Raw genomic sequence first — 21,930 nt, 5'->3', positions numbered from 1 at the left:
CGGAGCGCCGGATGAGGCAGCCCCCGGGGGCCGGGCCGGGAGCTCGTCGCGTCGGGCGCGGGCGCGCACGCGGCGCGGGCCGGCGGGCTCGGGCGGGGGACGGCGGTGGAGAACGCGGGGTGGCCCGCACATGACGACGGTCCGTCTCCCGCGTGACGTGGGCGGGTGACGGACCGTGGGTCGTGCGGCCGGCCGGTGACGCGGCCGGGCGCTCGTCCGGCCGGGCGGTATGCGGGGTATGGGCCGGCGGCGGGCCGCGGCGGCGGTGGCACCGGCGGCGGGTGTCGCGGGCTCGGTGGTCCCGGTGGTTCCCGTGGAAAGGGCTGCTTCGGCGTCGGAGACGCCGGTGATGTCGGTGACGTCGGTGGTCAGGACGGCGGCGGCGCCGACGCCCCGGGGGCCGCGTAGCCGTCCTGCGAACCCGTCGTACGGGCCTCTCGTCACGCGGCACCACGGCGGCGCGACGCGGCAGTTCGGATCACGCCTGTGCCGATCGCGGCAGTTCAGATCGCGGCCTTCTTCAGGCGGCGGCGTTCCCGCTCGGACAAACCACCCCAGATGCCGAATCTTTCGTCGTTCGCAAGCGCGTACTCAAGGCATTCGGAACGGACTTCGCACGCGAGGCAGACCTTCTTGGCCTCGCGGGTCGATCCGCCCTTCTCCGGAAAGAAGGATTCCGGATCGGTCTGTGCGCACAAGGCGCGCTCCTGCCAGCCGAGTTCCTCTTCCGCGTCCTCGACCAGCAGTTGCTGGAACAGCTCGGTCATGTGCGCCCCTCGTCTGTCTTCGCGTCCCCGTGGTACGGCCGAACGGCTTTTTCCGGCCGAACGACACGTGTGAAATTACAGGCGTGTAGCTCCGGGGCCGTCAAGCGGAGGTCTGCTATTGGACCCGGTATTCACTCTGCGGAACCAAGGCTATGCGGAAAGTGTTCAAATCACCAAAAATCTGACACATGCCACTGGCCTGCCCGCGCCTTCCCGACGTGGCCGCCCGCATACGAGAAGACGTAACCCGCGTCCGATGGGTTGAAATCCGTCAGATAAAGCGATCGGGATCACAACCCGATCACGGACGCGCGCCGGGGTTTACGAGAACAGTTGCTGCGCCATGTCTCCCGACCTGGGCACACCCAAACCTCCGGCCGGAACAAGCAACCGGATAAGGTGAACTAATGCGGCCAAACCGGTCGCCGAGTTGACATCGGGACGGCCGATTCGCAACCTTTGGGTCATGCCAGCGACCTCTCCGCGCCCCGCGACCCACCTCCGTGGACACCGCAGTGCTGCCCAGGTCGACTGTTGTCGCCCCGCTCCCGGCTGTTGCGGCTGTTCGTGCCGTTGTGCCGACCGCGGGCGCCCCGTCACCTGTTGACGGTGGCGCGCCGGGTGCGCCCCCGTCGCTTCCCGCCTTCTTTTGAGGCTGCCGCACACTGCCTGACGCGATCCCGACCGGACCGCGCCCGTTTCTGACGGCTGCTGCCAGTTCTCACGGAATCCCCACCGATTCTCCCGCCGGGGATTACAGGCGCCGCAATCGGCTTCGCCGCACCGGGGACCGATCCCCACGGAGCCGCGGCACCGAAGAGGGCGGCGTCCACGGCAAAGCCCGACGTCGCCGCTGCCGGCAATCCGCGCATCAACCGGACGCGGAATCGAGCACCGGTAATCGCTTTCTTGTTCTGACGATTTTCTGCACATCTTCTGACCGATTCCTTACCGAGGGACCGCGCACCCGATGAACAGCGACAGTGACCTCCAGATCGCCGGCGATCTCTTCGAGGTCGAGCACCTCCTTTTGCCCCCGCGCCGCCATCCCGGGACGGTGGCCGAGTTCGCCGGTCTCGCCCGGTCGATCGCCGCGGACTCTTCCGCGTGGGGCCACCTCGTGCGCTACGACGCGACGACGCGCTGGTACCACCGGCTGCGCACAGGACCCGGCTACGAGGTCTGGCTCCTGTCCTGGCTGCCGGGACAGGGCAGCGGGCCGCACGGCCACGGGCGGTCCGCGGGCGTCCTGACGGTCCTCGCGGGCGAGCTGACGGAACGTACGCACCGGGGCGAGGGGGCGCTCGCGCACGGGACGCAGCGCGTGTACCCGCCGGGCTACGCGCACGACGTGGTGAACGCCTCGCTGGAGCCAGCGGTAAGCCTGCACGTCTACTACCCGGGCCTGACGGAGATGCCGATGGGGACCGTACCGGTGGCCGGGCACGTCGCGACGGTGCCCGCGGCGGTGGTCCCGGCGGGAGCAAAGGCGGGGACCTCGGCGGTGGCCTCGGCGACCGTGCCGAGGGCGGGCAGGCCGGGCCCGGGTCCGGCTGTCCTGCCCGGCTGACACACTTGGCCCATGCGCATTGTGGTTCTGGCCGGCGGCATCGGCGGCGCCCGTTTCCTGCGTGGCCTGAAGCAGGCCGCGCCGGACGCGGACGTCACGGTGATCGGCAACACCGGAGACGACATCCATTTGTTCGGGCTGAAGATCTGCCCGGACCTCGACACGGTGATGTACACCCTCGGCGGGGGCATCAACGAGGAGCAGGGCTGGGGGCGTACGGACGAGACGTTCGCGGTCAAGTCCGAGCTCGCGGCGTACGGGGTGGGACCCGAGTGGTTCGGCCTCGGCGACCGCGACTTCGCCACGCACATCGTCCGTACGCAGATGCTCGGCGCCGGTTATTCGCTGAGCGCGGTCACCGAGGCGCTGTGCGCGCGCTGGCAGCCCGGCGTGCGGCTGCTGCCGATGTCGGACGACCGCGTGGAGACGCATGTGGCCGTCGATGTCGACGGTGAGCGCAAGGCCGTGCACTTCCAGGAGTACTGGGTGAAGATGCACGCGTCCGTGGACGCGCAGGCCGTCGTGCCCGTCGGCGCGGACCAGGCGAAACCGGCGCCCGGCGTGCTGGAGGCGATCGCCGCCTGCGACGTCGTCCTCTTCCCGCCGTCCAACCCGGTGGTCAGCATCGGCACGATCCTCGCGGTCCCCGGCATCCGGGAGGCGATCGCGGACGCGGGCGTTCCGGTGGTCGGCCTCTCCCCCATCGTCGGGGACGCGCCGGTGCGCGGGATGGCCGACAAGGTGCTGGCGGCGATCGGCGTGGAGTCGACGGCGTCGGCGGTCGCCCTGCACTACGGCTCGGGCATGCTCGACGGCTGGCTGGTGGACACCGTGGACGCCGCCGCCGTGCCGGAGATCGAAGCCGCGGGCATCCGCGCGCGTGCCGTGCCGCTGATGATGACGGACCTCGAAGCGGCGACCGCGATGGCGCGTCAGGCGCTGGCACTGGCCGAGGAGGTACGGGCGTGAGCGGCGGTGTCCCGGTCCCCGCGGCCTATGCGGTACGGGCCCTCGGCGAGGCGTTCCCCGAGGTGCGACCGGGTGACGACCTCGCGAAACTGATCGCCGCGGCGGCCCGGCCGCCTCTCGCCGACGGGGACATCCTGCTCGTCACCTCGAAGATCGTCTCCAAGGCGGAGGGCCGGATCGTCCTGGCCGACGACCGGGAGGCGGCGATCGACGCGGAGACCGTACGGGTCGTCGCGCGGCGCGGCACGCTGCGGATCGTGGAGAACCGGCAGGGGCTCGTCATGGCGGCGGCCGGGGTCGACGCCTCGAACACGCCCGCGGGCACGGTGCTGCTGCTGCCGGAGGACTCCGATGCGTCGGCGCGCGCGATCCGCGCGCGGCTCCGGGAGGAGCTCGGGGTCGACGTCGGTGTGATCGTCACGGACACGTTCGGGCGTCCCTGGCGCAACGGACTCACGGACGTCGCGATCGGCGCGGCCGGTGTACGGGTCCTTGAGGATCTGCGCGGTGAGCGGGACGCGCACGGCAACCTGATGTCGGCGACCGTGGTGGCCCTGGCGGACGAACTCGCCTCGGCGGGCGACCTGGTCAAGGGCAAGGCCGCCGGCATGCCGGTGGCGGTCGTCAGCGGGCTGGCGCACCTGGTGTCCCCGGCCACCGGCGGTTCCGACCCGGCCGACGGGTCCGCCGACGGCGCGGGCGGCGCAGGGCCGCACAGCGCCAGGGAACTGGTCCGGGTCGCCGCGGACGACATGTTCCGGCTCGGCACGTCGGAGGCCGTCCGCGAGGCGGTCGGGCTCCGCCGCACCGTGCGGGAGTTCACGGCGGAGCCGGTGGACCCCGGAGCGGTGCGCCGCGCGGTCGCCGCCGCCGTCACCGCGCCGGCACCGCACCACACGACCCCCTGGCGCTTCGTACTGCTGGAATCGCAGGAGTCCCGGTCCCGGCTGCTCGACGCGATGCGCGACGCCTGGATCGAGGACCTGCGGCGCGACGGCAAGTCGCGGGAGTCCATCGACAAGCGCGTGCGGCGGGGCGAGGTGCTGCGCCGGGCGCCCTACCTGGTCGTGCCCTGCCTGGTGATGGACGGCTCGCACGAGTACGGCGACCCGCGGCGCGACGCGGCCGAGCGCGAGATGTTCGTCGTCGCGATGGGCGCCGGGGTGCAGAACTTGCTGGTGGCGCTGGCGGGCGAGCAGTTGGGGTCCGCCTGGGTGTCGTCGACGATGTTCTGCCGCGACGTGGTGCGCGAGGCGCTGTCGCTGCCGGCGGACTGGGATCCGATGGGAGCCGTCGCGGTGGGCCGGGCCGCGGTCCCGGCGGCGGCGCGCGCGGAGCGGGCGGTGGAGGACTTCCTCACGGTCCGGTGAACCACCGCCGGGCGCCCCGCGCCGGTTCGGCTCCGGGCTTCGGGCCGCGGGCTTCGGGCCGTGGGCTCCTGGCTTCGGGCCGCCGGCGGGGCCGGCGTGAGCGCGCGGCGTGAGCGGGCGGCGGGTACGACCCACGCTCGAAGCCGTTGCGGCCCGGCCTCGGGGAGCGGGGGCGCCGTGTGACAGCGAGGCAGCGAGGCAGCGGCGCCACCACCTCACCCACCTCACCAGGACGAGATGTCGCCCACGGCCATGCGCGGCGCCCGGCGGGCCGGGAGCCGTCCGCTGAGCAGGATCAGGCGTACGGCTCGGTGGCGCTGACCCTCGTAGGGCGCGAGCAGTTCCAGCATGCGCGCGTCGTCGGCGTCGCGTTCGCCCGCCAGGACATGGCCGACGATGCCCGGCAGGTGCAGGTCGCCGACCGTCACCGCGTCGGCCGCGCCGTTCGTGCGCTGGACCACCTCGGCGGCCGTCCACGGGCCGATGCCGGCGATCAGGCACAGCCGCTCCGCCGCGGCCCCCGGCTCCATCGCCGCGGCCTCCTCCAGGCGTTGCGCGACCCGCACGGCGCGCAGGATCGTGGAGGAGCGCTTCTCCTCGACGTTCGCCCGGTGCCACTCCCAGGACGGGATCCGCGCCCACGTCCGCGCGTCGGGCATGACGTGGAGATCGGTGACCGGACCGGGCGCGGGTTCGCCGTACGCGCGCACGAGCGCCCGCCACGAGCGGTACGCGCCGATCGTCGTGACCTTCTGCTCCAGCACCGCGGGGATCAACGACTCCAGCACCAGACCAGTGCGGCACAGCCGCAGGCCCGGACGTCTGCGGCCGGCCGCCAGCACCGCCCTGTGGCGCGGCACGAACGCGGCCGGATCGTCCGACTCACCGAGCATGTGCGGGAGTTGGCCGAGCATCCAGTCGGCCCCCGCGCCCCATGCCTCGGCCTCGACGGTGTCGTCCGCGTGGTGGACGAGCCGGATCGTCGCCGGCCCCGCCGGGGTCCGGCTGGCACGCCAGATCGCGCCGTCGGGTGTCTGCCGGAACGTCGGATCCGCCGGGCCCCTGCGCAGCGGGCCGAGCACCAGCCCGAGGTCGTAGGGACCCTCGGGCGGTGTCCAGCGCCGGCGCACGCCGGGCCCGGCCGTCGCGCGCACGTGCACGGCCGACCTCGGGCGGGGGGCGAAACGGCCGGCCATCAGTCCTCGGGGTGGGGTGGGTACGGGCCGCACGCAGGGGTGGGACGGATGCGGCGGGTGGACACGGGACACGCGGGACGCGTGGTCGCTACCGAGCGTACGGGGTCCCTCGGTGACGCCTCCCGTCCGCCGGGTGCGGGGCGGCGGCGGCCGGCCCCGGGCGACAGCGGCCGGCCCGGACGTCCGGGCATCCCCCTTGCCGTCCGTACTCGGGCCTTGCCGTCCGTGCTCCGCAGCCGGCCGCCCTCGTCCCGCCGACCCGTCCCTGGCCGGGGGTGACGGCACCCGTCCGTCGGGCCCGCGTACCCCGACCGGCAGGTCTGCGTACCCCGGCCCTCGGTGGTCCGTACCCCGCCGCCCCGGACGTCCGTGCCCCGTCCGTCCGGGCCGGGGCCCCCTCCGCGGGGCGGCTAGGCGTCGGACGAGAAGCGGATCGCGGCGTCCGGGACCGACGCCCCGCACCAGACCCTGACCCCTTCGCGCAGTTCGTTGTCCGCTCCGACCCGCGCCCCGTCGCCGATCACCACGCCGGAGAGCACGGTGCGCGCGCCCACGTGGGCCGCGCGGCCGATCATCGAATCCGTGACGACGGCGCCGGGTCCGACGACCGCGCCGTCCAGGACCGTGGAACCGCTGATCCGCGCGCCCTCGCCGATGACCGCCCCGGCGCCGATCACCGTGCCGCCCGTCAGCTTCGCGTCCGGGGCGACCTCGGCCGTGGGCAGCACCAGCCGTTCCCCGCAGCTGCCCGGCACGGCCGGCGACGGCGCCCGGCCGAGGACGAGGTCGGCGGAGCCCCGGACGAACGCCTGGGGGGTGCCGAGATCCAGCCAGTACGTGGAGTCGACCATGCCCTGCAGGTGGGCACCGTCGGCGAGCAGCCCAGGGAACGTCTCCCGTTCCACGGACACCGGGCGAGTGGCCGGAATCGCGTCGATCACGGACCGTCTGAAGACGTAGGCACCCGCGTTGATCTGGTCGGTGACGATCTCCTCGGGCGTCTGGGGCTTCTCCAGGAACGCCGTCACCCTGCCGGTGGCGTCGGTGGGGACGAGGCCGAAGGCTCGTGGGTCGGGCACGCGGGTCAGGTGGAGCGAGACGTCCGCGCCCGTCGAGCGGTGCGTGTCGACGAGAGCCGGGATGTCCAGGCCCGTCAGGATGTCGCCGTTGAAGATCAGCACGGGTTCGTCGGGGCCCGAGCGCAGCCGGCCGGCGACATTGCGGATCGCGCCGCCGGTACCGAGCGGATCGACCTCCGTCACGTACTCCAGATGGAGGCCGAGCGCCGCGCCGTCGCCGAAGTACGGTTCGAACACCTCGGCGAGGTACGACGTGGCGAGCACCACGTGCTCGACACCCGCCGCCCGCGCGCGGGCCAGCTGGTGGGTGAGGAACGGCACGCCGGCCGCCGGGACCATGGGTTTCGGCGTGTGCACGGTGAGCGGCCGGAGCCGGGTGCCTTTGCCTCCGACCAGGAGGATCGCCTCAGTCACCTGTTGTCTCTGCTTCCTGCCGGGGGCGTTTTCCCGCCACGGAATGGGCCGCCGCGGGATTTGCCATGTGTTGCCGTCGTCTTGGGGCGTTCCATTCGTACACCGGTACCCAACATTCCGATCACCGGATCACCTGATCAGACGTTCGGAACCCGCGAAGTACGCTGTCGGGCGTGAACGCCAGCGAACGCACCCCGGCCGGTCTGCTGCGCTCCGCGCTTGCCGCGGACCCGGCACGGCCCATGGTCACCTTCTACGACGACGCGACCGGGGAGCGGGTCGAGCTGTCCGTGGCGACGCTCGCGAACTGGGTGGCCAAGACGGCGAACCTCCTCCAGGACGACCTGTCGGCGGGCCCCGGCGACCGGCTCGCGCTGCTGCTGCCCGCGCACTGGCAGAGCGCGGTGTGGCTGCTCGCCTGCGCGTCGGTCGGCGTGAGCGTGGAGATCGGCGGCGACCCGGCGGAGGCCGACGTCGTCGTCAGCGGACCCGACACCCTCGACGCGGCGCGTGCCTGCGGCGGCGAGCGGGTGGCGCTCGCGCTGCGCCCGCTCGGCGGCCGCTTCCCGCAGCCGCCCGAGGGCTTCGTCGACTACGCCGTAGAAGTGGCCTCGCACGGCGACCGGTTCGTACCGTACGCGCCGGTCGACCCGGCGGGCGTCGCGCTGCGCGTCCACGCCCCGGGCGGCGGCGACAGCACGGAACTGACGGCGGCCGCGCTCGTCGAGCGGGCCGCGGCCGACGCGGCGCGGCGCGGGCTGGCGCCCGGAGCCCGGCTGCTGTCGGCGCTGCCGTACGACACCTGGGAGGGCCTGTCCGCCGGGCTGTACGCGCCGCTCGCGGCGGACGGTTCCGTGGTGCTGTGCCGGAACCTGGAGGAACTCTCCGCGGAGAGCCTCGCTCAGCGCGTGGCGAGCGAACGGGTCACCGACCGGGCCCTCTGAGGCCCTGCCCGCCGCGCCGTTCACGCCGGCACGCCCCTGGCGGCACGGGGGATCGCCCCGGGGGCGTGCGGCCCCGGGCGCCAACAACGGTCGCGCCGGGGGCGATCGGTATGAGGGCGCGCACAACCAACCGCGGGTTTCGGCCGTCTAGACGTACGATCGGCGGCGCCTTACGCCACCGAAGTACCGAAGGACGGACACAGACGTGACCGAGAGGGCCGGAGGCGCCGTGGGAACCGGCACAGGCGGCGAGGAAAGCGGCGACGGCGAGAACGCCTCCCGCTCGGTGAACCCCGAGAAGTCGGGAAGCCCGGAGAACGTATCCGGCGAGGGATCTGACATCGATGCCATAGCGGCGATCGACACCCCGTCCGCGGACGACGCCCCATCGGCGGACGACGACTCCGACGGTGGCACCGGGGTCACGGCCGGCGGCGAGACGGCCGCAGGACCGGATGCCACCGCCGAAGCGAGCACGGACCCGGAGACAGAGACGGATGCCGGAACCCGCGCCGACGCCGACGGGGACGGGGACGCGAGCACGGACGACGTGCTCCCGGACACGGACGCCGACGACGTGCTCCCGGACGTCGGCACCGCCCCCGGAACGGGCACTGGGGCGGACACGGAGGCGGACACCGACGCCGGGACCGCCGTCGGCGCCGCCGCCGCCGCACGGACCGTGGACGCCGCGCCGAGCCCCGGCATACGCACGGGCCGTGGCGGCAGCCACACCGGCGAGGCCGGGAAGGTGCCGCGTCCGCGCAAGCGCCGTACCTGGTTGCGGTGGGTCGCCGGCGGTGTCGGTGTGCTCGTGCTGGCGACCGCCGGGGCGGGCTGGTGGTTCTACCAGAAGCTCGACGGCAACATCACCACCGACACCGAGGCGGCGGCCCAGCTCCAGACGTACGCCAAGGAGCGCCCCACCCCGGTCGCGCTCGACGCGCTGAACATCCTGCTCATCGGCTCCGACAGCCGTTCGGGCAAGGGCAACGCGAAGTACGGGCACGACGAGGGCGGAACCGCCCGCTCCGACACGACGATCCTGCTGCACCTCGCCGCGGACCGGAAGAGCGCCACCGCGGTGTCGATACCGCGCGACCTGATGGTGCACATACCGGCCTGCGATCAGAACGGTCACACCACCTCGGCGCAGTTCGCCCAGTTCAACTGGGCCTTCGAGTTCGGCGGCACGGCCTGCACGACGCGCACCGTGGAGCAGCTGACCGGGGTGCGGATCGACCACGAGATGGTCGTCGACTTCAGCGGCTTCAAGGACATGGTCAACGCCGTCGGGGGGGTGCAGGTGTGCCTCGCCGAGCCGGTCGACGACAAGGACGCGCACCTCAAGCTGCCCGCCGGCAAACAGACCGTGAACGGTGAGCAGGCCCTCGGGTTCGTCCGGGCGCGCCACGCCATCGGCGACGGCAGCGACACGGAGCGCATCGAGCGCCAGCAGGGTTTCCTCGGCTCGCTGTTCACGAAGGTCCAGAGCAACGGCGTGCTGCTGAACCCGACCCGTCTGTACCCGGTGCTGAACGCCGCCACCAAGGCGATCACGACCGACCCGGGCCTCGACAGTTTGCGAGATCTCTACAACCTCGCGCACTCGATGCGGAACGTGCCCACCGACAAGGTGCAGTTCCTCACGGTGCCCCAGCAGCCGTACGGACCCGACCCGAACCGGGACGAGCTCATCCAGTCCCAGGCGGACAAGCTGTTCACGCAGCTGCGTGACGACGCTCCTGTCACGGTGCGCACGTCGGGGTCCCCGACGGGTTCCGGCGCCTCGGGGTCACCGTCCGGGACGCCTTCCGGCGAGTCCACGGGGGGAGCGTCCGGGGCGGGTGGCAAGGACTCCGGAACTTCCGGTGACCGTGCCGCGCCCGGTTCGGGCCCGAGCGCCTCGGGCAGTGGCTCGCCCACCGCGTCCGGCGGGGCGGGCACCACAACGCCCGGCCCGACGTTCACAGGAACCAATGCCAGTGTCGGTCTGTGCCAGTGAGGCCCTTGTGTGTGAACCGTGGGGACGGTGAGCCGCAGGGCCCATGACGATTGGGCGTATTGCCCGCTTGTAAGAACGCACGTGTCCGGCACCGACGTCGCTCGACGGCGAAGCGGACGGATAGTGTGTCGCGATCCGGTGCATTCGGCCGACCGCCGCGCGCCCCCGGATCGAAGACCTGGCGCCCGAGGGGAGGCGCTTCACGTGGCACCCGACGGAGGATTCAGGCAACCGTGGATGCACAGAACCGTGGGCAGGGCGACATCGACCCCGCCGACCAGTGGGTCCTCAACCCGGAGACGGGCAACTACGAACTGCGACTGGACAACCCCGCAGCGCAGCCGCCCTCTCCCCGGTCCGGTGAGACGTCCGGGCGCGACGCCCCGGCCGAGTCCGCGTACGGCCACGGGGACGCGTCAGGCGCCGGACGCAGGCGCGGCGGCGAGCGCGCGGCGGACGACGCCCCGGGCCGCGCGGGCCGGCGTTCGGGCCAGGCGGGCGGTCGTGGCGGCGGGCCGGACACGGGTGCGGGCGGGCCGGACGTGCCGGGCCAGCGCAGCCGGCGCAAGGGGGCCGCGGCCGGTCCTGCGCCGAGCCGCCGCAAGGGCAAGAGCGCGAAGAAGTCCGGGAAGAAGAAGGTCCTCTTGTGGACCAGCGGCACTCTCGGCTTCCTGGTGCTCGCCACCAGCGGCGGCGCGTACGCCTACTACCAGCACCTCAACAGCAACATCTCGACGGTCGACGTCGGCGGCGCGGGCAGCCAGAGCAGCTTCGCGGCCGGGAAGCCCGTCAACATCCTGCTGATGGGCACGGACAAGCGGACCGGCAAGGGCAACGAGGGGTACGGCGACGCGGGCAGCGTCGGGCACGCCGACACGAACATCCTGCTGCACGTCTCGGCCGACCGTACGAACGCGACGGCCCTGTCGATCCCCCGCGACCTGATCACCGACATCCCCGACTGCGAGACCAAGGAAGCCAACGGGCAGACGAAGGTCATCCCGGGCACGCCGGACACGCGGTTCAACGTCAGCCTCGGCCAGGACGGCCGGGACCCGGGCTGCGCGATGCGTACCGTGCAGGAACTCACGGGCGTCAAGGTCGACCACTTCATGATGGCCGACTTCAACGCGGTCAAGACGCTGTCCACGGCCGTCGGCGGCGTGCCGATCTGTGTGGCGCACGCGGTGAACGACCCGAAGTCGCACCTGAACCTGACGGCGGGCGAGCACACCATCGAGGGCGAGCAGGCACTGGCGTTCGTCCGTACCCGGCACAGCTTCGGCACGGGCAGCGACCTGAGCCGTATCCAGGTGCAGCAGCAGTTCCTGAGCGCGCTGCTGCGGCAGTTGAAGTCGAAGGACACGCTGAGCAGCCCGACGAAGCTCGCCGGTCTCGCGGAGGCGGCGACGAAGGCGCTCACCGTGGACACCGGCATCGGGTCGATCAAGAAGCTCAGCGACCTGGCCCAGGAGCTCGCGAAGGTCAACACGAAGAACATCACCTTCGCCACGCTGCCCGTGGTGGACAACCCGGACGAGGTCGTCCACGCCACGGTCGTGGTGAACCAGTCCGAGGCCCAGCCGATCTTCGACGACCTCCAGAACGACACCTCGCTGACCGAGGTGAAGAAGAAGACGACGGGCGCGGCGGACGACGTCCTCAAGGGCTCCAAGGCCGCCGCGGACAACGTCCGGGTGGACATCTACAACGGCGGCGCCCAGGACGGCTCCGCGCAGTCCACGCTGGCGTGGTTCCAGAACGACGAGCAGGCGCCGAAGACGACGAACAAGGGTGACGCCGGGACCACCGCGGCCAAGACCACCCTGGAGTACGCACCGAACCAGGCGGACCAGGCGCGCACCGTCGCCGCCTGGATGGGGCTGCCCGCCTCGGCCTTGAAGAAGGGCACGAAGGACGCGGTCGGACTCCAGGCGATGAAGCTGACCCTGGGGAAGGACTTCAAGGGCGTGGGGGTGCCCCTCACGGGACCGGCGAAGGTGTCGTCCAACGTGCAGAAGGTGGAAGCCGACAAGCAGGTCTGCGCCAAGTGACGCCGGTACGCCGGCGCGCGAGCAGGTCCTGAACCGAGGGGGATGAGGATGGGTCAGGACGGCGCACGGCGCGCGAGACCGAAGATATCGAAGCCGCCGAGAGCCCAGCGGGCGCAGTCGGCGGCGAGCACCCAAAGAGGGCAGGTCCGGCATGCCCGGGAGCTGGGCTGGGACGACAGCCTGTACGAGAACACGGCGGGCGCCGCGCACGACGCGGGAGCCGGAGCCGGCGGCACGGCCGTGGAAACGGCCGCCGCCCGCACGGCGACGGTGCCCGAGCAGGGCGGCAGGCGCCGGCAGGCAGGCGCCGCCGGGGGCCACGGGGGCCGCCGCGGGCGCGGCTCCGGCGGCGACGGCGGGGGCGGGGGCGGGGGCCCGCGCCAGCGCAAGAAGCGCCGCAGGTTCCGGGCGCTGCGCTGGATCTCCGGGGTGCTGTCCCTGCTGATCCTCGCGACGGCCGGGGCGGGCTACCTCTACTACCGCCACCTGAACGCCAACCTCCGCAGCGACAGCAGGGCGGGGTCCACGACGGGCGTGGCGAAGCCCAAGGCGAACGGCGCCGGGCAGACTCCGTTGAACCTCCTGCTCATCGGCTCCGACAGCCGGGCGAGCGACGCCGACGTGGCGCTCGGCGGCGGCAAGGACCTGCGCAGCGACCCCCCGCTCGCCGACGTCCAGATGCTGCTGCACGTCTCGGCGGACCGCAAGAACGCCTCCATGGTGTCGGTCCCCCGGGACACGCGGGTCGACATACCGGCGTGCAAGGACGCGAAGACGGGCAAGGAGTACCCGCCGACGAACGCGATCATCAACACGACGCTCGCTCGCGGCGGGCCGGGCTGCACGCTCTCCACCTGGGAGAAGCTGACCGGCGTCTACATCGATCACTGGATGACGATCGACTTCTCCGGCGTCGTGGACATGGCGGACGCGGTCGGCGGGGTCCCGGTGTGCGTGGACGACAACGTCTGGGACCATCCGACGCCCGCGGTGCCCGGCGGTTCCGGTCTGAAGCTCAAGGCGGGCACGACCAACGTCAAGGGCAAGCAGGCGCTGCAGTGGCTGCGCACCCGGCACGCCTTCCAGAGCGACCTGGGCCGCAGTCAGGCCCAGCACCTGTACCTCAGTTCGATGTTCAGCAAGCTGAAGTCGGAGAACTACTTCACCAGCCCGGGGAAGCTGACGGGCCTCGCCGAGGCGGCCACGAAGGCGCTGGAGGTGTCCCAGGAGATCGGCTCGGTGAAGAAGTTGTTCGACCTGGGCATGCAGCTGAAGGACGTGCCGGTCAACCGGATGACGATGGTCACCATGCCGACGCTGCCGGACCCGCAGGACCCGGGCAACCACGTCGTGGCGAACACGGCGGACGCGGACCAGCTGTGGTCACTGGTGCGGGACGACGTCGCGCTGGACAAGAACGGCAAGCCGGCCGCCTCCTCCGCGGGCAAGGCTCCGACCACGCAGGCGAGCGTGCCCGCGCCGAGCGACTCGCCGGCGCAGACCGGAGTGACCGTGCGCAACGGCACGGGCGGGGACCAGGCACCGGTGCCCGGCCGGGCGGGTGACATCGCGAGCCTGCTGGTGGGCAAGGGCTACAGCCGCACCGTGAAGGACTCGACCCCCATGACGATGAAGACCACCACGGTCCTCTATCCGAGCACGGACCTGGAGGGGGACGCGCAGGGCGTGGCGAAGGCACTGGGCGTGCCGTCGGGCTCGGTGAAGAAGTCGACGGACGTGTCGGGCGTCATGGTGGTCGTCGGCGCGGACTGGCGCGACGGTGCCACGTATCCGAAGCACGAGAAGCCGAAGGCCGGTTCGGTGCCGGCCTCGGCGAGCGTCCTGCACGGCGGCGACAAGAGCTGCATGCCCGTGTACGCGCCGTACCGCTGGTGAGGCGGCGCGCCGGGCGGTGACCGGCGCGGAACGCGGGAGGCCGCCCGGCGATGTGTCGGGCGGCCTTCCGCGTTCCGCGTGTGTCCGTGACGCCGGTGCCTTCCCCTGGCCGGGCGCGGGGCCCGCACGGCTTACGCCGCGGGCCCCTGCCGGGCGTCAGACGGCTGCCGGGTCCTTCGGTACGGACGGACGGCGGCTGGCGATCACGCGCTTCGCGAGCGAGCGCGGGCTCGTCAGGAAGCCGTATCCCCAGGCCATGTGCATGGTGGCGAGCGCGAGGGGGATCTGGACCCGGGACTTCAGCCGTAGGCCTCTGCCCGCGGGCAGCGAGCCGGCGAGGATGGCCGCCACGTACGCCCCCGGCACCACGAAGGCCCACGGGGTGAGCGCGGCACCGACGACGATGCCCGCGGCGATGGCGCACACGGCGACCGGCGGGGCGAGGTAGCGCAGGTTGATCGAGCCCGCGTGGTAGCGGGCCACCACGTGGCGCCAGCGCCCGTAGTCCTTGTACTGCTTGGCGAGGGCGCGCACGGAAGGACGCGGCCGGTACTGGACGCGCAGTTCGGGCGAGAACCAGATGGCGCCGCCCGCCTCCCGGATGCGGAAGTTGAGCTCCCAGTCCTGGGCGCGGATGAACTCCACGTTGTAGCCGCCCTGTTGCTCCAGTGCCTCGCGGCGGAAGACGCCCAGGTACACCGTCTCGGCGGGGCCCGCCTCGCCGCCGGTGTGGAAGGCTGCGTTGCCGACGCCGATCTTCGACGTCATGGCGGCGGCGACGGCCTCCTCCCAGGACGTCTCGCCCTCGGCGTGCATGATGCCGCCGACGTTCTGCGCGCCGGTCTCGTCGAGGAGCCGGACCGCGGTGGCGATGTAGTCGGGCGAGAGCATGCCGTGCCCGTCGACGCGGACGACGACGGGGTGCGAGGACGCCTCGATGGCCGCGTTGAGGGCGGCGGGGGTCCGGCCGGTGGGGTTCGGGACGGTCTGCACGCGGCGGCCCCGGCCGTTCGCGGCGGTCTCCGCCACGAGTTCGGCGGCGATCTCGTCCGTACGGTCGACGGAGGGGCCGAGCGCGATGACCACCTCCATCTCGCCGTCGTACTCCTGCTCCAGGATGTGCCGGACGGAGCTGCGCAGATGACGTTCCTCGTTGAGCACCGGCATGATCACGGAGACCGCGGGCGAGTCGTCAGACATGGGGTCCTTCGGGTCCTGATGGGGACCTTGGTCGCAAGGTCAGGAGCGTGGGGTTCGGGCGTCACGTTACCGCGAACGGGGGACAGGGAGGCGTGCCGTCCGATCACGAACGGGTGCCGCTGATCGTATGGGCCTACGGTTCCCGTGGTCGTCCCCCTGTCCGCTCCCTCCCGCCCAGCACACCCCGCCCCGGCGCCCCCGGCCTCCCCGCACCGTCACCCCACCGGCTCACACGCACCCACTGACCGCACCCCGGCTCCCCCGGCTCCCCGCACGGCCGACCACCCGCGCGGGCCGCCGCCCACCCTCGCCCCCGCGGAGGTTTCCCCGTGCCCACCCCGCCCCGGCCCCCGTACCGCCCCGAGAGGACCGCAGGCAGGCCGCGGCCCGGATCGGGCGGTGGGCTGCCCGGCGGCGCACGGGCCGGCTCCCCGTACCGCGCGGGCGGCGTGAGCGGGGTCCGGGCGCCGGGCGGGCGGGGCGGACGGCCCCCGTACCCGGGCGGAAGGCCGCCGGGGCGGCGGCCCGGCGGACGGCGGGGCGCCTCCGCGGTGCGGACGGCGCGCTGGGGGATGCGGCTCGCGACCACGCTGTCGGTGCTCGTTCTCGGCGCGGGCGGCATCGGGCACGCCGTCGTGACGAGCCTGGACAGCGGGATCGGCCGCGTCGATCCGTTCAAGGACATGAAGAACAGGCCCGCGCCGGGCCACGGCATGAACCTCCTGCTGGTCGGCACGGACGGCCGCTCCACGATCAGCGCGGCGGACAAGCGGAAGTACCGGCTGGGCGGCGCACCCTGCCACTGCACGGACACGATCATGCTGGTGCACCTGGCGGAGGGCGGGAAGCGGGCGAGCGTGGTGAGCCTGCCGCGCGACAGCTACACCCGGCTGCCCTCGCACCCCGCGGGGAGCACGGGCGGAGCCCGGGGCACCCACCCGGCGAAACTCAACGCGGCCTACGCGGAGGGCGGCCCCAACCTCACGGTCAGGACCGTCGAGTCGATGACGGGGGTCAAGGTCGACCACTACCTGGAGGTCGACTTCACCAGCTTCATGAAGACCGTGGACGCGCTCGGCGGCGTCCAGATCTGCACACCGCGGCTGCTGAAGGACCCGAACACCGGCCTTGACCTGACCCCCGGCACACACCGGCTCAACGGCGGTCAGGCACTGCAGTACGTACGTTCGCGGCACATCGAGGGCGACGGCAGCGCCGACCTCGGGCGGATGCAGCGGCAGCAGCGGTTCGTGGCGGCGATGATGGCGCGGGCCACGGGCAGCGGGGTGCTGCTGAACCCGGTCCGGTTCAAGGGCGTCGTCTCGGCCGCGCTGGACTCGGTGCGGGCCGACGCCGGGTTCGGGGCCGGGCAGCTGCTGGCACTCGGCGAGGCCATGCGCGGCTTCTCGCTCTCGTCCTCGGAGTTCGCGTCCGTGCCGCTGACCACCCACGGCGTGGACCTCAAAGGCGTCGGCTCGGCTGTGACGTGGGATCCGGTCAAGGCGAAGGACCTGTTCCGCAAGCTGCGCGCGGACGAGCCGCTCGCTCCCCCGCACCCGGGGGCGGCTCCCGCCCGGCAGCGGGCGACGGTGGTGGACGTCCCGCCGTCGCAGGTCCGTGTCCAGGTCTACAACGGCACGCAGAGCGACGGGCTCGGCATGCGGGTCGACGACGCGTTGAAGGCGACCGGCTTCGACACGACCCGGCAGCCGGAGACGAAGCCCGCGCTCAAGGCCGCGCGGACGCTCGTCGAGTACGACCCGCGCTGGGACCGCTCGGCGCGCTCCCTGGCGGCGGCGCTGCCGGGCAGCCGGCTCAGGGCCGTGAAGGGGCAGGGCAGGACGCTGCGGGTCGTCGCCGGCGCGGACTTCACCAAGGTGGCGCCCGTACGGGCGGAGCAGGGGCCCACGGGCACGTTCGGGACGGTCACCGGCGACCAGGTCGTCTGCCCCTGAGGAGCGCCGGGAGAGCCCGGCCGGCCCGGCCCGACGCCCGCGGCGGCCCGCCGACGGTCGCGGGTCGACGCTCTGTAGGGCCCTGGCGACCGCGGGTACGCCGGTCCGCATCGCCGCGGACGCCGTCCCGCCCCCGTGACGGGTCTCACAGATGTGCGGATCCCGGTGGCATTGCATCAGGTTGGCAACAGGCCCGGTGCGATTTGACGCATGATCTGTATAGGCCCTCGCTGCGGCCTGCACACTGGTGCGCATGAACGAGTGGCCCGAAGGAAGGACCGGCGGCCCCGGCGAGCGCTCCGAGCGCTACGGCCGTGGCAGCGCCGACGCGGAGCCCGAGGGGGCGCGCGCGATGCCGCACGTGCAGCGCGGAAACGTCCCTCCGCGCCAGCGGGGACGGTACGGCGTACCGCCCCAGCAGGCGCCCGGATACGACGACCGCTACGGCGCGCAGGCCGACCCGTACGGGCAGGGCTACGACAGTGGCTACAACACCGGCCAGGTGTACGGCAACGGCGGTGGCGGCCCGGGACAGGGGCACGGAGACGGTGGCGGCCCCTACGGTCCCGGCGGTGCGACCGCCCGGCCCCGGCCGCCCGCGAACTGGGGGCGCCGCATCAAGTACGGCGTGCTCACGCTCGTCGTCGTGGTGCTGGGCGTCTCCGTCGGCACGTACTTCTGGGCGGACTCCAAGCTGCACAAGGACGTCGATCTGTCGAAGGTGATCGACCGGCCCGCACAGGGGGCCGGCACCAACTACCTGATCGTCGGTTCCGACAGCCGCAAGGGCATGACCAAGGAGCAGGAGAAGCAGCTCCACACGGGCGGCGCCGAGGGCCAGCGCACGGACTCGATGATGATCCTGCACGAGGGCGCAGGCGGTCCCTCGCTGATCTCGCTCCCCCGCGACTCCGACATAACCCTCCCGTCGTTCCAGGGCGCCGAGTCCGGAAAGATGTACCCGGCCGCGCCGAACACCCACATGAAGCTGAACGCGGCGTACGCGACGGACGGCCCGACGCTGCTCGTCCGCACGATCGAGGCGGAGACGGGCCTGCGCATCGACCACTACGTCGAGATCGGCTTCTCCGGCTTCGCGAACGTCGTGGACGCGATCGGCGGCGTGGACATGAACCTGCCGCAGGGGTTCAAGGACAGCTACTCCGGCGCCGACTTCAAGGCAGGGGAGCAGACGCTCGACGGCCAGCAGGCGCTGGCGTACGTGCGTACCCGGCACGCGTTCGCCACCAGCGACATACAGCGCGAGAAGAACCAGCAGAAGTTCCTGTCGGCGCTCGCCTCCCAGACGGCGACGCCGAGCACGATCCTCAACCCGTTCCGGCTCTACCCGGCGCTCGGCGCCGGTCTCGACACGCTCTCGGTGGACAAGGACATGTCGCCGTACTCGCTCGCCAAGATGTTCTTCGCGATGAAGGACGTCACGGGCGGCGACGGGGTGTCGATGACCATGCCGGTGTCCGGCAGCAACGGCGGGAACCTCGTCTGGGACCAGACGAAGGTCAAGGAGCTGGTGAGCCAGCTGAACAACGGCGAGAAGGTCACCGTCTCGGACAACTGAGCCACGGCCGGGAGGACGCCCTCCCGGCCGGGACCCGCGCGGTGCGCCGCGTGCGGACGTGAGGCGTGAGGGCCGCCGGGCTTCCCCGCGGGGAAGCCCGGCGGCCCTGTGCCGTACCCGGGGACCGGTGCGCGGAACCCCCGGCGCCCCGGGGTCGCGGCCCGGCGCGCGCCCGGGTGCCCGCGCCGTCAGAGCGGACGGGTCACGGGATGTTGCGGGCCATCACGATCCGCTGGACCTGGTTCGTACCCTCGTAGATCTGCGTGATCTTGGCGTCGCGCATCATGCGCTCCAGCGGGTAGTCCCGCGTGTAGCCGTAGCCGCCGAGGAGCTGGACCGCGTCCGTGGTGATCTCCATCGCCGCGTCGGAGGCGTAGCACTTGGCGGCGGCGCCGAAGAAGGTCAGGTCCTCCTTGGCCGAGCCCCGGTGCACCCGCTCGGAGCGGGCGGCGGCGGCGTAGGTCAGCTGGCGGGCGGCCTCCAGCTTCATGGCCATGTCGGCCAGCATGAACTGCACGCCCTGGAAGTCGCCGATCGGCTTGCCGAACTGCTTGCGCTCCTGGACGTAGCCCTTGGCGTAGTCCAGCGCGCCCTGGGCGATGCCGAGGGCCTGTGCGGCGATGGTGATGCGGGTGTGGTCGAGCGTCTTCATCGCGGTGGCGAAGCCCGTCCCCTCCTCACCGATGATCCGGTCGGCGGGGATGCGGACGTTGTCGAGGTAGACCTCGCGGGTCGGCGAGCCCTTGATGCCGAGCTTGCGCTCGGGGGCGCCGAAGGAGACGCCCTCGTCGGACTTCTCCACGACGAAGGCGCTGATGCCCTTGGTGCGCTTGTCGGGGTCGGTGACGGCCATCACCGTGTAGTACTCGGAGACGCCCGCGTTGGTGATCCAGCGCTTCACGCCGTTCAGCACATAGCTGTCGCCGTCACGTACGGCCCGGGTCTTCATGCCGCCCGCGTCGGAGCCCGCGTCCGGCTCGGACAGGCAGTACGAGAACATCGCGTCGCCCGCGGCCAGCGGCGTCAGGTACTTCCGCTTCAGCTCCTCGCCGCCCGACAGCATCACGGGCAGCGAGCCCAGCTTATTGACGGCCGGGATCAGCGAGGAGGAGGCGCAGACCCGGGCGACCTCCTCGATCACGATCACGGTGGCGAGCGCGTCCGCGCCCGCGCCGCCGTACTCCTCCGGCACGTGGATCGCGTGCAGGTCGCCGGCGACGAGCGCGTCCAGTGCCTCCTGAGGGAAGCGCGCCTCCTCGTCGACCGCGGCCGCGAACGGCGCGATCTTCGCCTCCGCGAGGCCGCGCACGGCTTCCCGGAGGGCTTCGTGCTCCTCGGCGGGGCGGTACAGGTCGAAGGACGACCCAGTCGATCCGGCCACGGTCTCTCACTCCCAGGGAGGCTGCTCGTTGGACGATGCTTGACGGGGGTTCTGCTAACTACCGTTAAGTAACCCGATACTAGAGCGCCTCCCGCCCGATGGCATAGGTGAGCCAGGGCACACAGGGGGGCGCGACTATGCTCAGGCGGCGTCCCGACCGTCGTATGCATATGGAGCAGCCCATGGCCCTCAAGATCACCGTGATCGGCACCGGCTACCTCGGTGCGACGCACGCCGCGGCCATGGCCGACCTCGGATTCGAGGTGCTCGCGCTCGATGTCGTCGAGTCGAAGATCGACGCGCTGCGGGCGGGGCGCGCCCCGATGTACGAGCCCGGCCTGGAGGAACTGCTGCGCAAGCACGTCGCCGGGATCGAGGGCTCGACGGGCCGGCTGCGCGTGACGATGGACTGGGCCGAGATCGCCGAGTTCGGCGACGTGCACTTCGTCTGCGTGAACACCCCGCAGAAGCAGGGCGAGTACGCCTGCGACATGAGTTACGTCGACAGCGCGTTCGACTCCCTCGCCAAGCACCTCGCCAAGCCGGCCCTCGTCGTCGGCAAGTCGACGGTGCCGGTGGGCAGCGCGGAACGGCTCGCGGCGCGCCTCGCGGAACTGGCCCCGGCCGGCGGCGAGGTCGAGCTCGCGTGGAACCCGGAGTTCCTGCGGGAGGGCTTCGCGGTGCAGGACACGCTGCGCCCGGACCGGATCGTGGTGGGCGTGCGCAGCGAGCGCGCGGAGCGGCTGCTGCGCGAGGTGTACGCGAAGCCGGTCGCGGCGGGCACGCCGTTCGTGGTGGCGGACTTCGCGACGGCCGAACTGGTGAAGGCGTCGGCGAACTCGTTCCTCGCGACGAAGATCTCCTTCATCAACGCGATGGCGGAGGTGTGCGAGGCCGCGGGCGGTGACGTCGCGACCCTGGCCGAGGCGCTCGGGCACGACGACCGCATCGGCAGGAAGTTCCTGCGCGCGGGCATCGGCTTCGGCGGCGGCTGCCTGCCCAAGGACATCCGCGCGTTCATGGCCCGCGCCGGCGAACTGGGCGCCGACCAGGCGCTGACGTTCCTGCGCGAGGTCGACTCGATCAACATGCGGCGGCGCGGCCACATGGTCGACATGGCGCGCGAGGTGGTCGGCGGTGGCTCCTTCCTCGGCAAGCGGGTGGCGGTACTGGGCGCGACCTTCAAACCGGACAGCGACGACGTGCGCGACTCGCCCGCACTGAACGTGGCGGGCCAGATCCACCTCCAGGGCGGGCAGGTCACCGTCTACGACCCCAAGGGCATGGACAACGCGCGGCGCCTCTTCCCCACGCTCGGCTACGCGCCGACGGCCCTCGACGCGGTGCGCGGCGCGGACGTGGTGCTGCACCTGACCGAATGGCACGAGTTCCGGGAGCTGGACCCGGCCGGCCTGGGCGAGGTCGCGTCCGCGCGCGTGCTCCTGGACGGCCGCAACGTGCTGGACGCGGAGCACTGGCGTGCGGCGGGCTGGACGTACCGCGCGATGGGCCGCCCGAACGCCTGACCCCGCCGGGGGGCACGGGGCGCAG

At 72.4% G+C, this 21,930-nt stretch carries 15 protein-coding genes; 10 read left to right on the top strand and 5 right to left on the bottom strand.

Translation table 11 applies throughout. The annotated features are described in order from the left end of the window. Window positions 1–503: 503 nt before the first annotated feature. Window positions 504–767: a WhiB family transcriptional regulator gene (locus OG310_RS21895; RefSeq protein WP_030742398.1), complete on the bottom strand. Its 264-nt coding sequence runs from the start codon at window positions 765–767 to the stop codon at window positions 504–506. Between the two features lie 970 nt (window positions 768–1,737). Between OG310_RS21895 and OG310_RS21890 the strand changes: the two genes are divergently transcribed. The 3 genes from OG310_RS21890 to OG310_RS21880 are packed head-to-tail and all read left to right on the top strand — an operon-like array spanning window position 1,738 to window position 4,676. After that, window positions 1,738–2,337, top strand: coding sequence for a cysteine dioxygenase (locus tag OG310_RS21890; protein WP_329457565.1), 600 nt, complete (start codon window positions 1,738–1,740; stop codon window positions 2,335–2,337). Between the two features lie 12 nt (window positions 2,338–2,349). Then, window positions 2,350–3,306, top strand: coding sequence for a 2-phospho-L-lactate transferase (gene cofD, locus OG310_RS21885; RefSeq protein WP_329457564.1), 957 nt, complete (start codon window positions 2,350–2,352; stop codon window positions 3,304–3,306). Further along, on the top strand, window positions 3,303–4,676 hold the full coding sequence (locus OG310_RS21880; protein WP_329457563.1) for a coenzyme F420-0:L-glutamate ligase: 1,374 nt from the start codon (window positions 3,303–3,305) through the stop codon (window positions 4,674–4,676). The genes cofD and OG310_RS21880 overlap by 4 nt, the downstream gene beginning before the upstream one ends. Before the next feature lie 224 nt (window positions 4,677–4,900). On the opposite strand, the gene OG310_RS21875 is transcribed toward OG310_RS21880, so the two are convergent. Beyond that, window positions 4,901–5,872, bottom strand: coding sequence for a DNA-3-methyladenine glycosylase family protein (locus OG310_RS21875; protein ID WP_329457562.1), 972 nt, complete (start codon window positions 5,870–5,872; stop codon window positions 4,901–4,903). A 410-nt stretch (window positions 5,873–6,282) separates the two neighbouring features. Then, window positions 6,283–7,365 carry an NDP-sugar synthase gene (locus tag OG310_RS21870; protein ID WP_329453882.1) on the bottom strand — a complete coding sequence of 361 codons (1,083 nt, stop codon included), beginning with the start codon at window positions 7,363–7,365 and terminating at the stop codon, window positions 6,283–6,285. Between the two features lie 173 nt (window positions 7,366–7,538). Between OG310_RS21870 and OG310_RS21865 the strand changes: the two genes are divergently transcribed. From OG310_RS21865 to OG310_RS21850, 4 genes are all read left to right on the top strand, one after another. Then, window positions 7,539–8,309 (top strand): TIGR03089 family protein, encoded by a 771-nt coding sequence (locus tag OG310_RS21865; RefSeq protein ID WP_329457561.1) that lies wholly within the window; start codon window positions 7,539–7,541, stop codon window positions 8,307–8,309. A gap of 229 nt (window positions 8,310–8,538) precedes the next feature. Next, window positions 8,539–10,314, top strand: a complete 1,776-nt coding sequence (locus OG310_RS21860) for an LCP family protein (protein WP_329457560.1) — start codon at window positions 8,539–8,541, stop codon at window positions 10,312–10,314. A gap of 233 nt (window positions 10,315–10,547) precedes the next feature. Further along, window positions 10,548–12,368, top strand: coding sequence for an LCP family protein (locus tag OG310_RS21855; RefSeq protein ID WP_329457559.1), 1,821 nt, complete (start codon window positions 10,548–10,550; stop codon window positions 12,366–12,368). Between the two features lie 48 nt (window positions 12,369–12,416). Next, complete coding sequence (locus OG310_RS21850) at window positions 12,417–14,264, top strand: LCP family protein (RefSeq protein WP_329457558.1); 1,848 nt, start codon at window positions 12,417–12,419, stop codon at window positions 14,262–14,264. Between the two features lie 156 nt (window positions 14,265–14,420). Here OG310_RS21850 and OG310_RS21845 read toward each other — a convergent pair whose 3' ends face one another. Further along, window positions 14,421–15,464, bottom strand: coding sequence for a glycosyltransferase family 2 protein (locus OG310_RS21845; RefSeq protein ID WP_329457557.1), 1,044 nt, complete (start codon window positions 15,462–15,464; stop codon window positions 14,421–14,423). 329 nt (window positions 15,465–15,793) lie between these two features. Here OG310_RS21845 and OG310_RS21840 point away from each other — a divergent pair, with 329 nt between their 5' ends. Together OG310_RS21840 and OG310_RS21835 are read left to right on the top strand one after the other, a co-directional pair. Then, entirely contained in the window at window positions 15,794–17,419 is a 1,626-nt protein-coding gene (locus OG310_RS21840) for an LCP family protein (RefSeq protein ID WP_443078708.1), read from the top strand. A gap of 253 nt (window positions 17,420–17,672) precedes the next feature. After that, the gene (locus OG310_RS21835) at window positions 17,673–18,998 is read left to right on the top strand and encodes an LCP family protein (RefSeq protein WP_329457555.1); all 1,326 of its coding nucleotides are present in this window, start codon (window positions 17,673–17,675) and stop codon (window positions 18,996–18,998) included. 202 nt (window positions 18,999–19,200) lie between these two features. On the opposite strand, the gene OG310_RS21830 is transcribed toward OG310_RS21835, so the two are convergent. Beyond that, on the bottom strand, window positions 19,201–20,379 hold the full coding sequence (locus tag OG310_RS21830; RefSeq protein WP_329457554.1) for an acyl-CoA dehydrogenase family protein: 1,179 nt from the start codon (window positions 20,377–20,379) through the stop codon (window positions 19,201–19,203). A gap of 182 nt (window positions 20,380–20,561) precedes the next feature. On the opposite strand from OG310_RS21830, the gene OG310_RS21825 reads away from it, so the two are divergent. Further along, complete coding sequence (locus OG310_RS21825) at window positions 20,562–21,905, top strand: UDP-glucose dehydrogenase family protein (protein ID WP_329457553.1); 1,344 nt, start codon at window positions 20,562–20,564, stop codon at window positions 21,903–21,905. The last annotated feature ends 25 nt before the right edge of the window (window positions 21,906–21,930 follow it).

The sequence above is a fragment of the Streptomyces sp. NBC_01497 genome, assembly GCF_036250695.1.
In the GTDB taxonomy this organism is placed as follows: domain Bacteria; phylum Actinomycetota; class Actinomycetes; order Streptomycetales; family Streptomycetaceae; genus Streptomyces.
Note: the sequence above shows the minus strand (reverse complement) of the source record. Positions and strands in the feature narration are given on the sequence as shown.

What these genes read in the sequence shown, in the direction of transcription:
- OG310_RS21895 (WP_030742398.1), bottom strand. Translation starts at nt 767, where the DNA reads ATGACCGAGCTGTTCCAGCAACTGCTGGTCGAGGACGCGGAAGAGGAA.
- OG310_RS21890 (WP_329457565.1), top strand. Translation starts at nt 1,738, where the DNA reads ATGAACAGCGACAGTGACCTCCAGATCGCCGGCGATCTCTTCGAGGTC.
- cofD (WP_329457564.1), top strand. Translation starts at nt 2,350, where the DNA reads ATGCGCATTGTGGTTCTGGCCGGCGGCATCGGCGGCGCCCGTTTCCTG.
- OG310_RS21875 (WP_329457562.1), bottom strand. Translation starts at nt 5,872, where the DNA reads ATGGCCGGCCGTTTCGCCCCCCGCCCGAGGTCGGCCGTGCACGTGCGC.
- OG310_RS21850 (WP_329457558.1), top strand. Translation starts at nt 12,417, where the DNA reads ATGGGTCAGGACGGCGCACGGCGCGCGAGACCGAAGATATCGAAGCCG.
- OG310_RS21845 (WP_329457557.1), bottom strand. Translation starts at nt 15,464, where the DNA reads ATGTCTGACGACTCGCCCGCGGTCTCCGTGATCATGCCGGTGCTCAAC.
- OG310_RS21835 (WP_329457555.1), top strand. Translation starts at nt 17,673, where the DNA reads ATGAACGAGTGGCCCGAAGGAAGGACCGGCGGCCCCGGCGAGCGCTCC.
- OG310_RS21825 (WP_329457553.1), top strand. Translation starts at nt 20,562, where the DNA reads ATGGCCCTCAAGATCACCGTGATCGGCACCGGCTACCTCGGTGCGACG.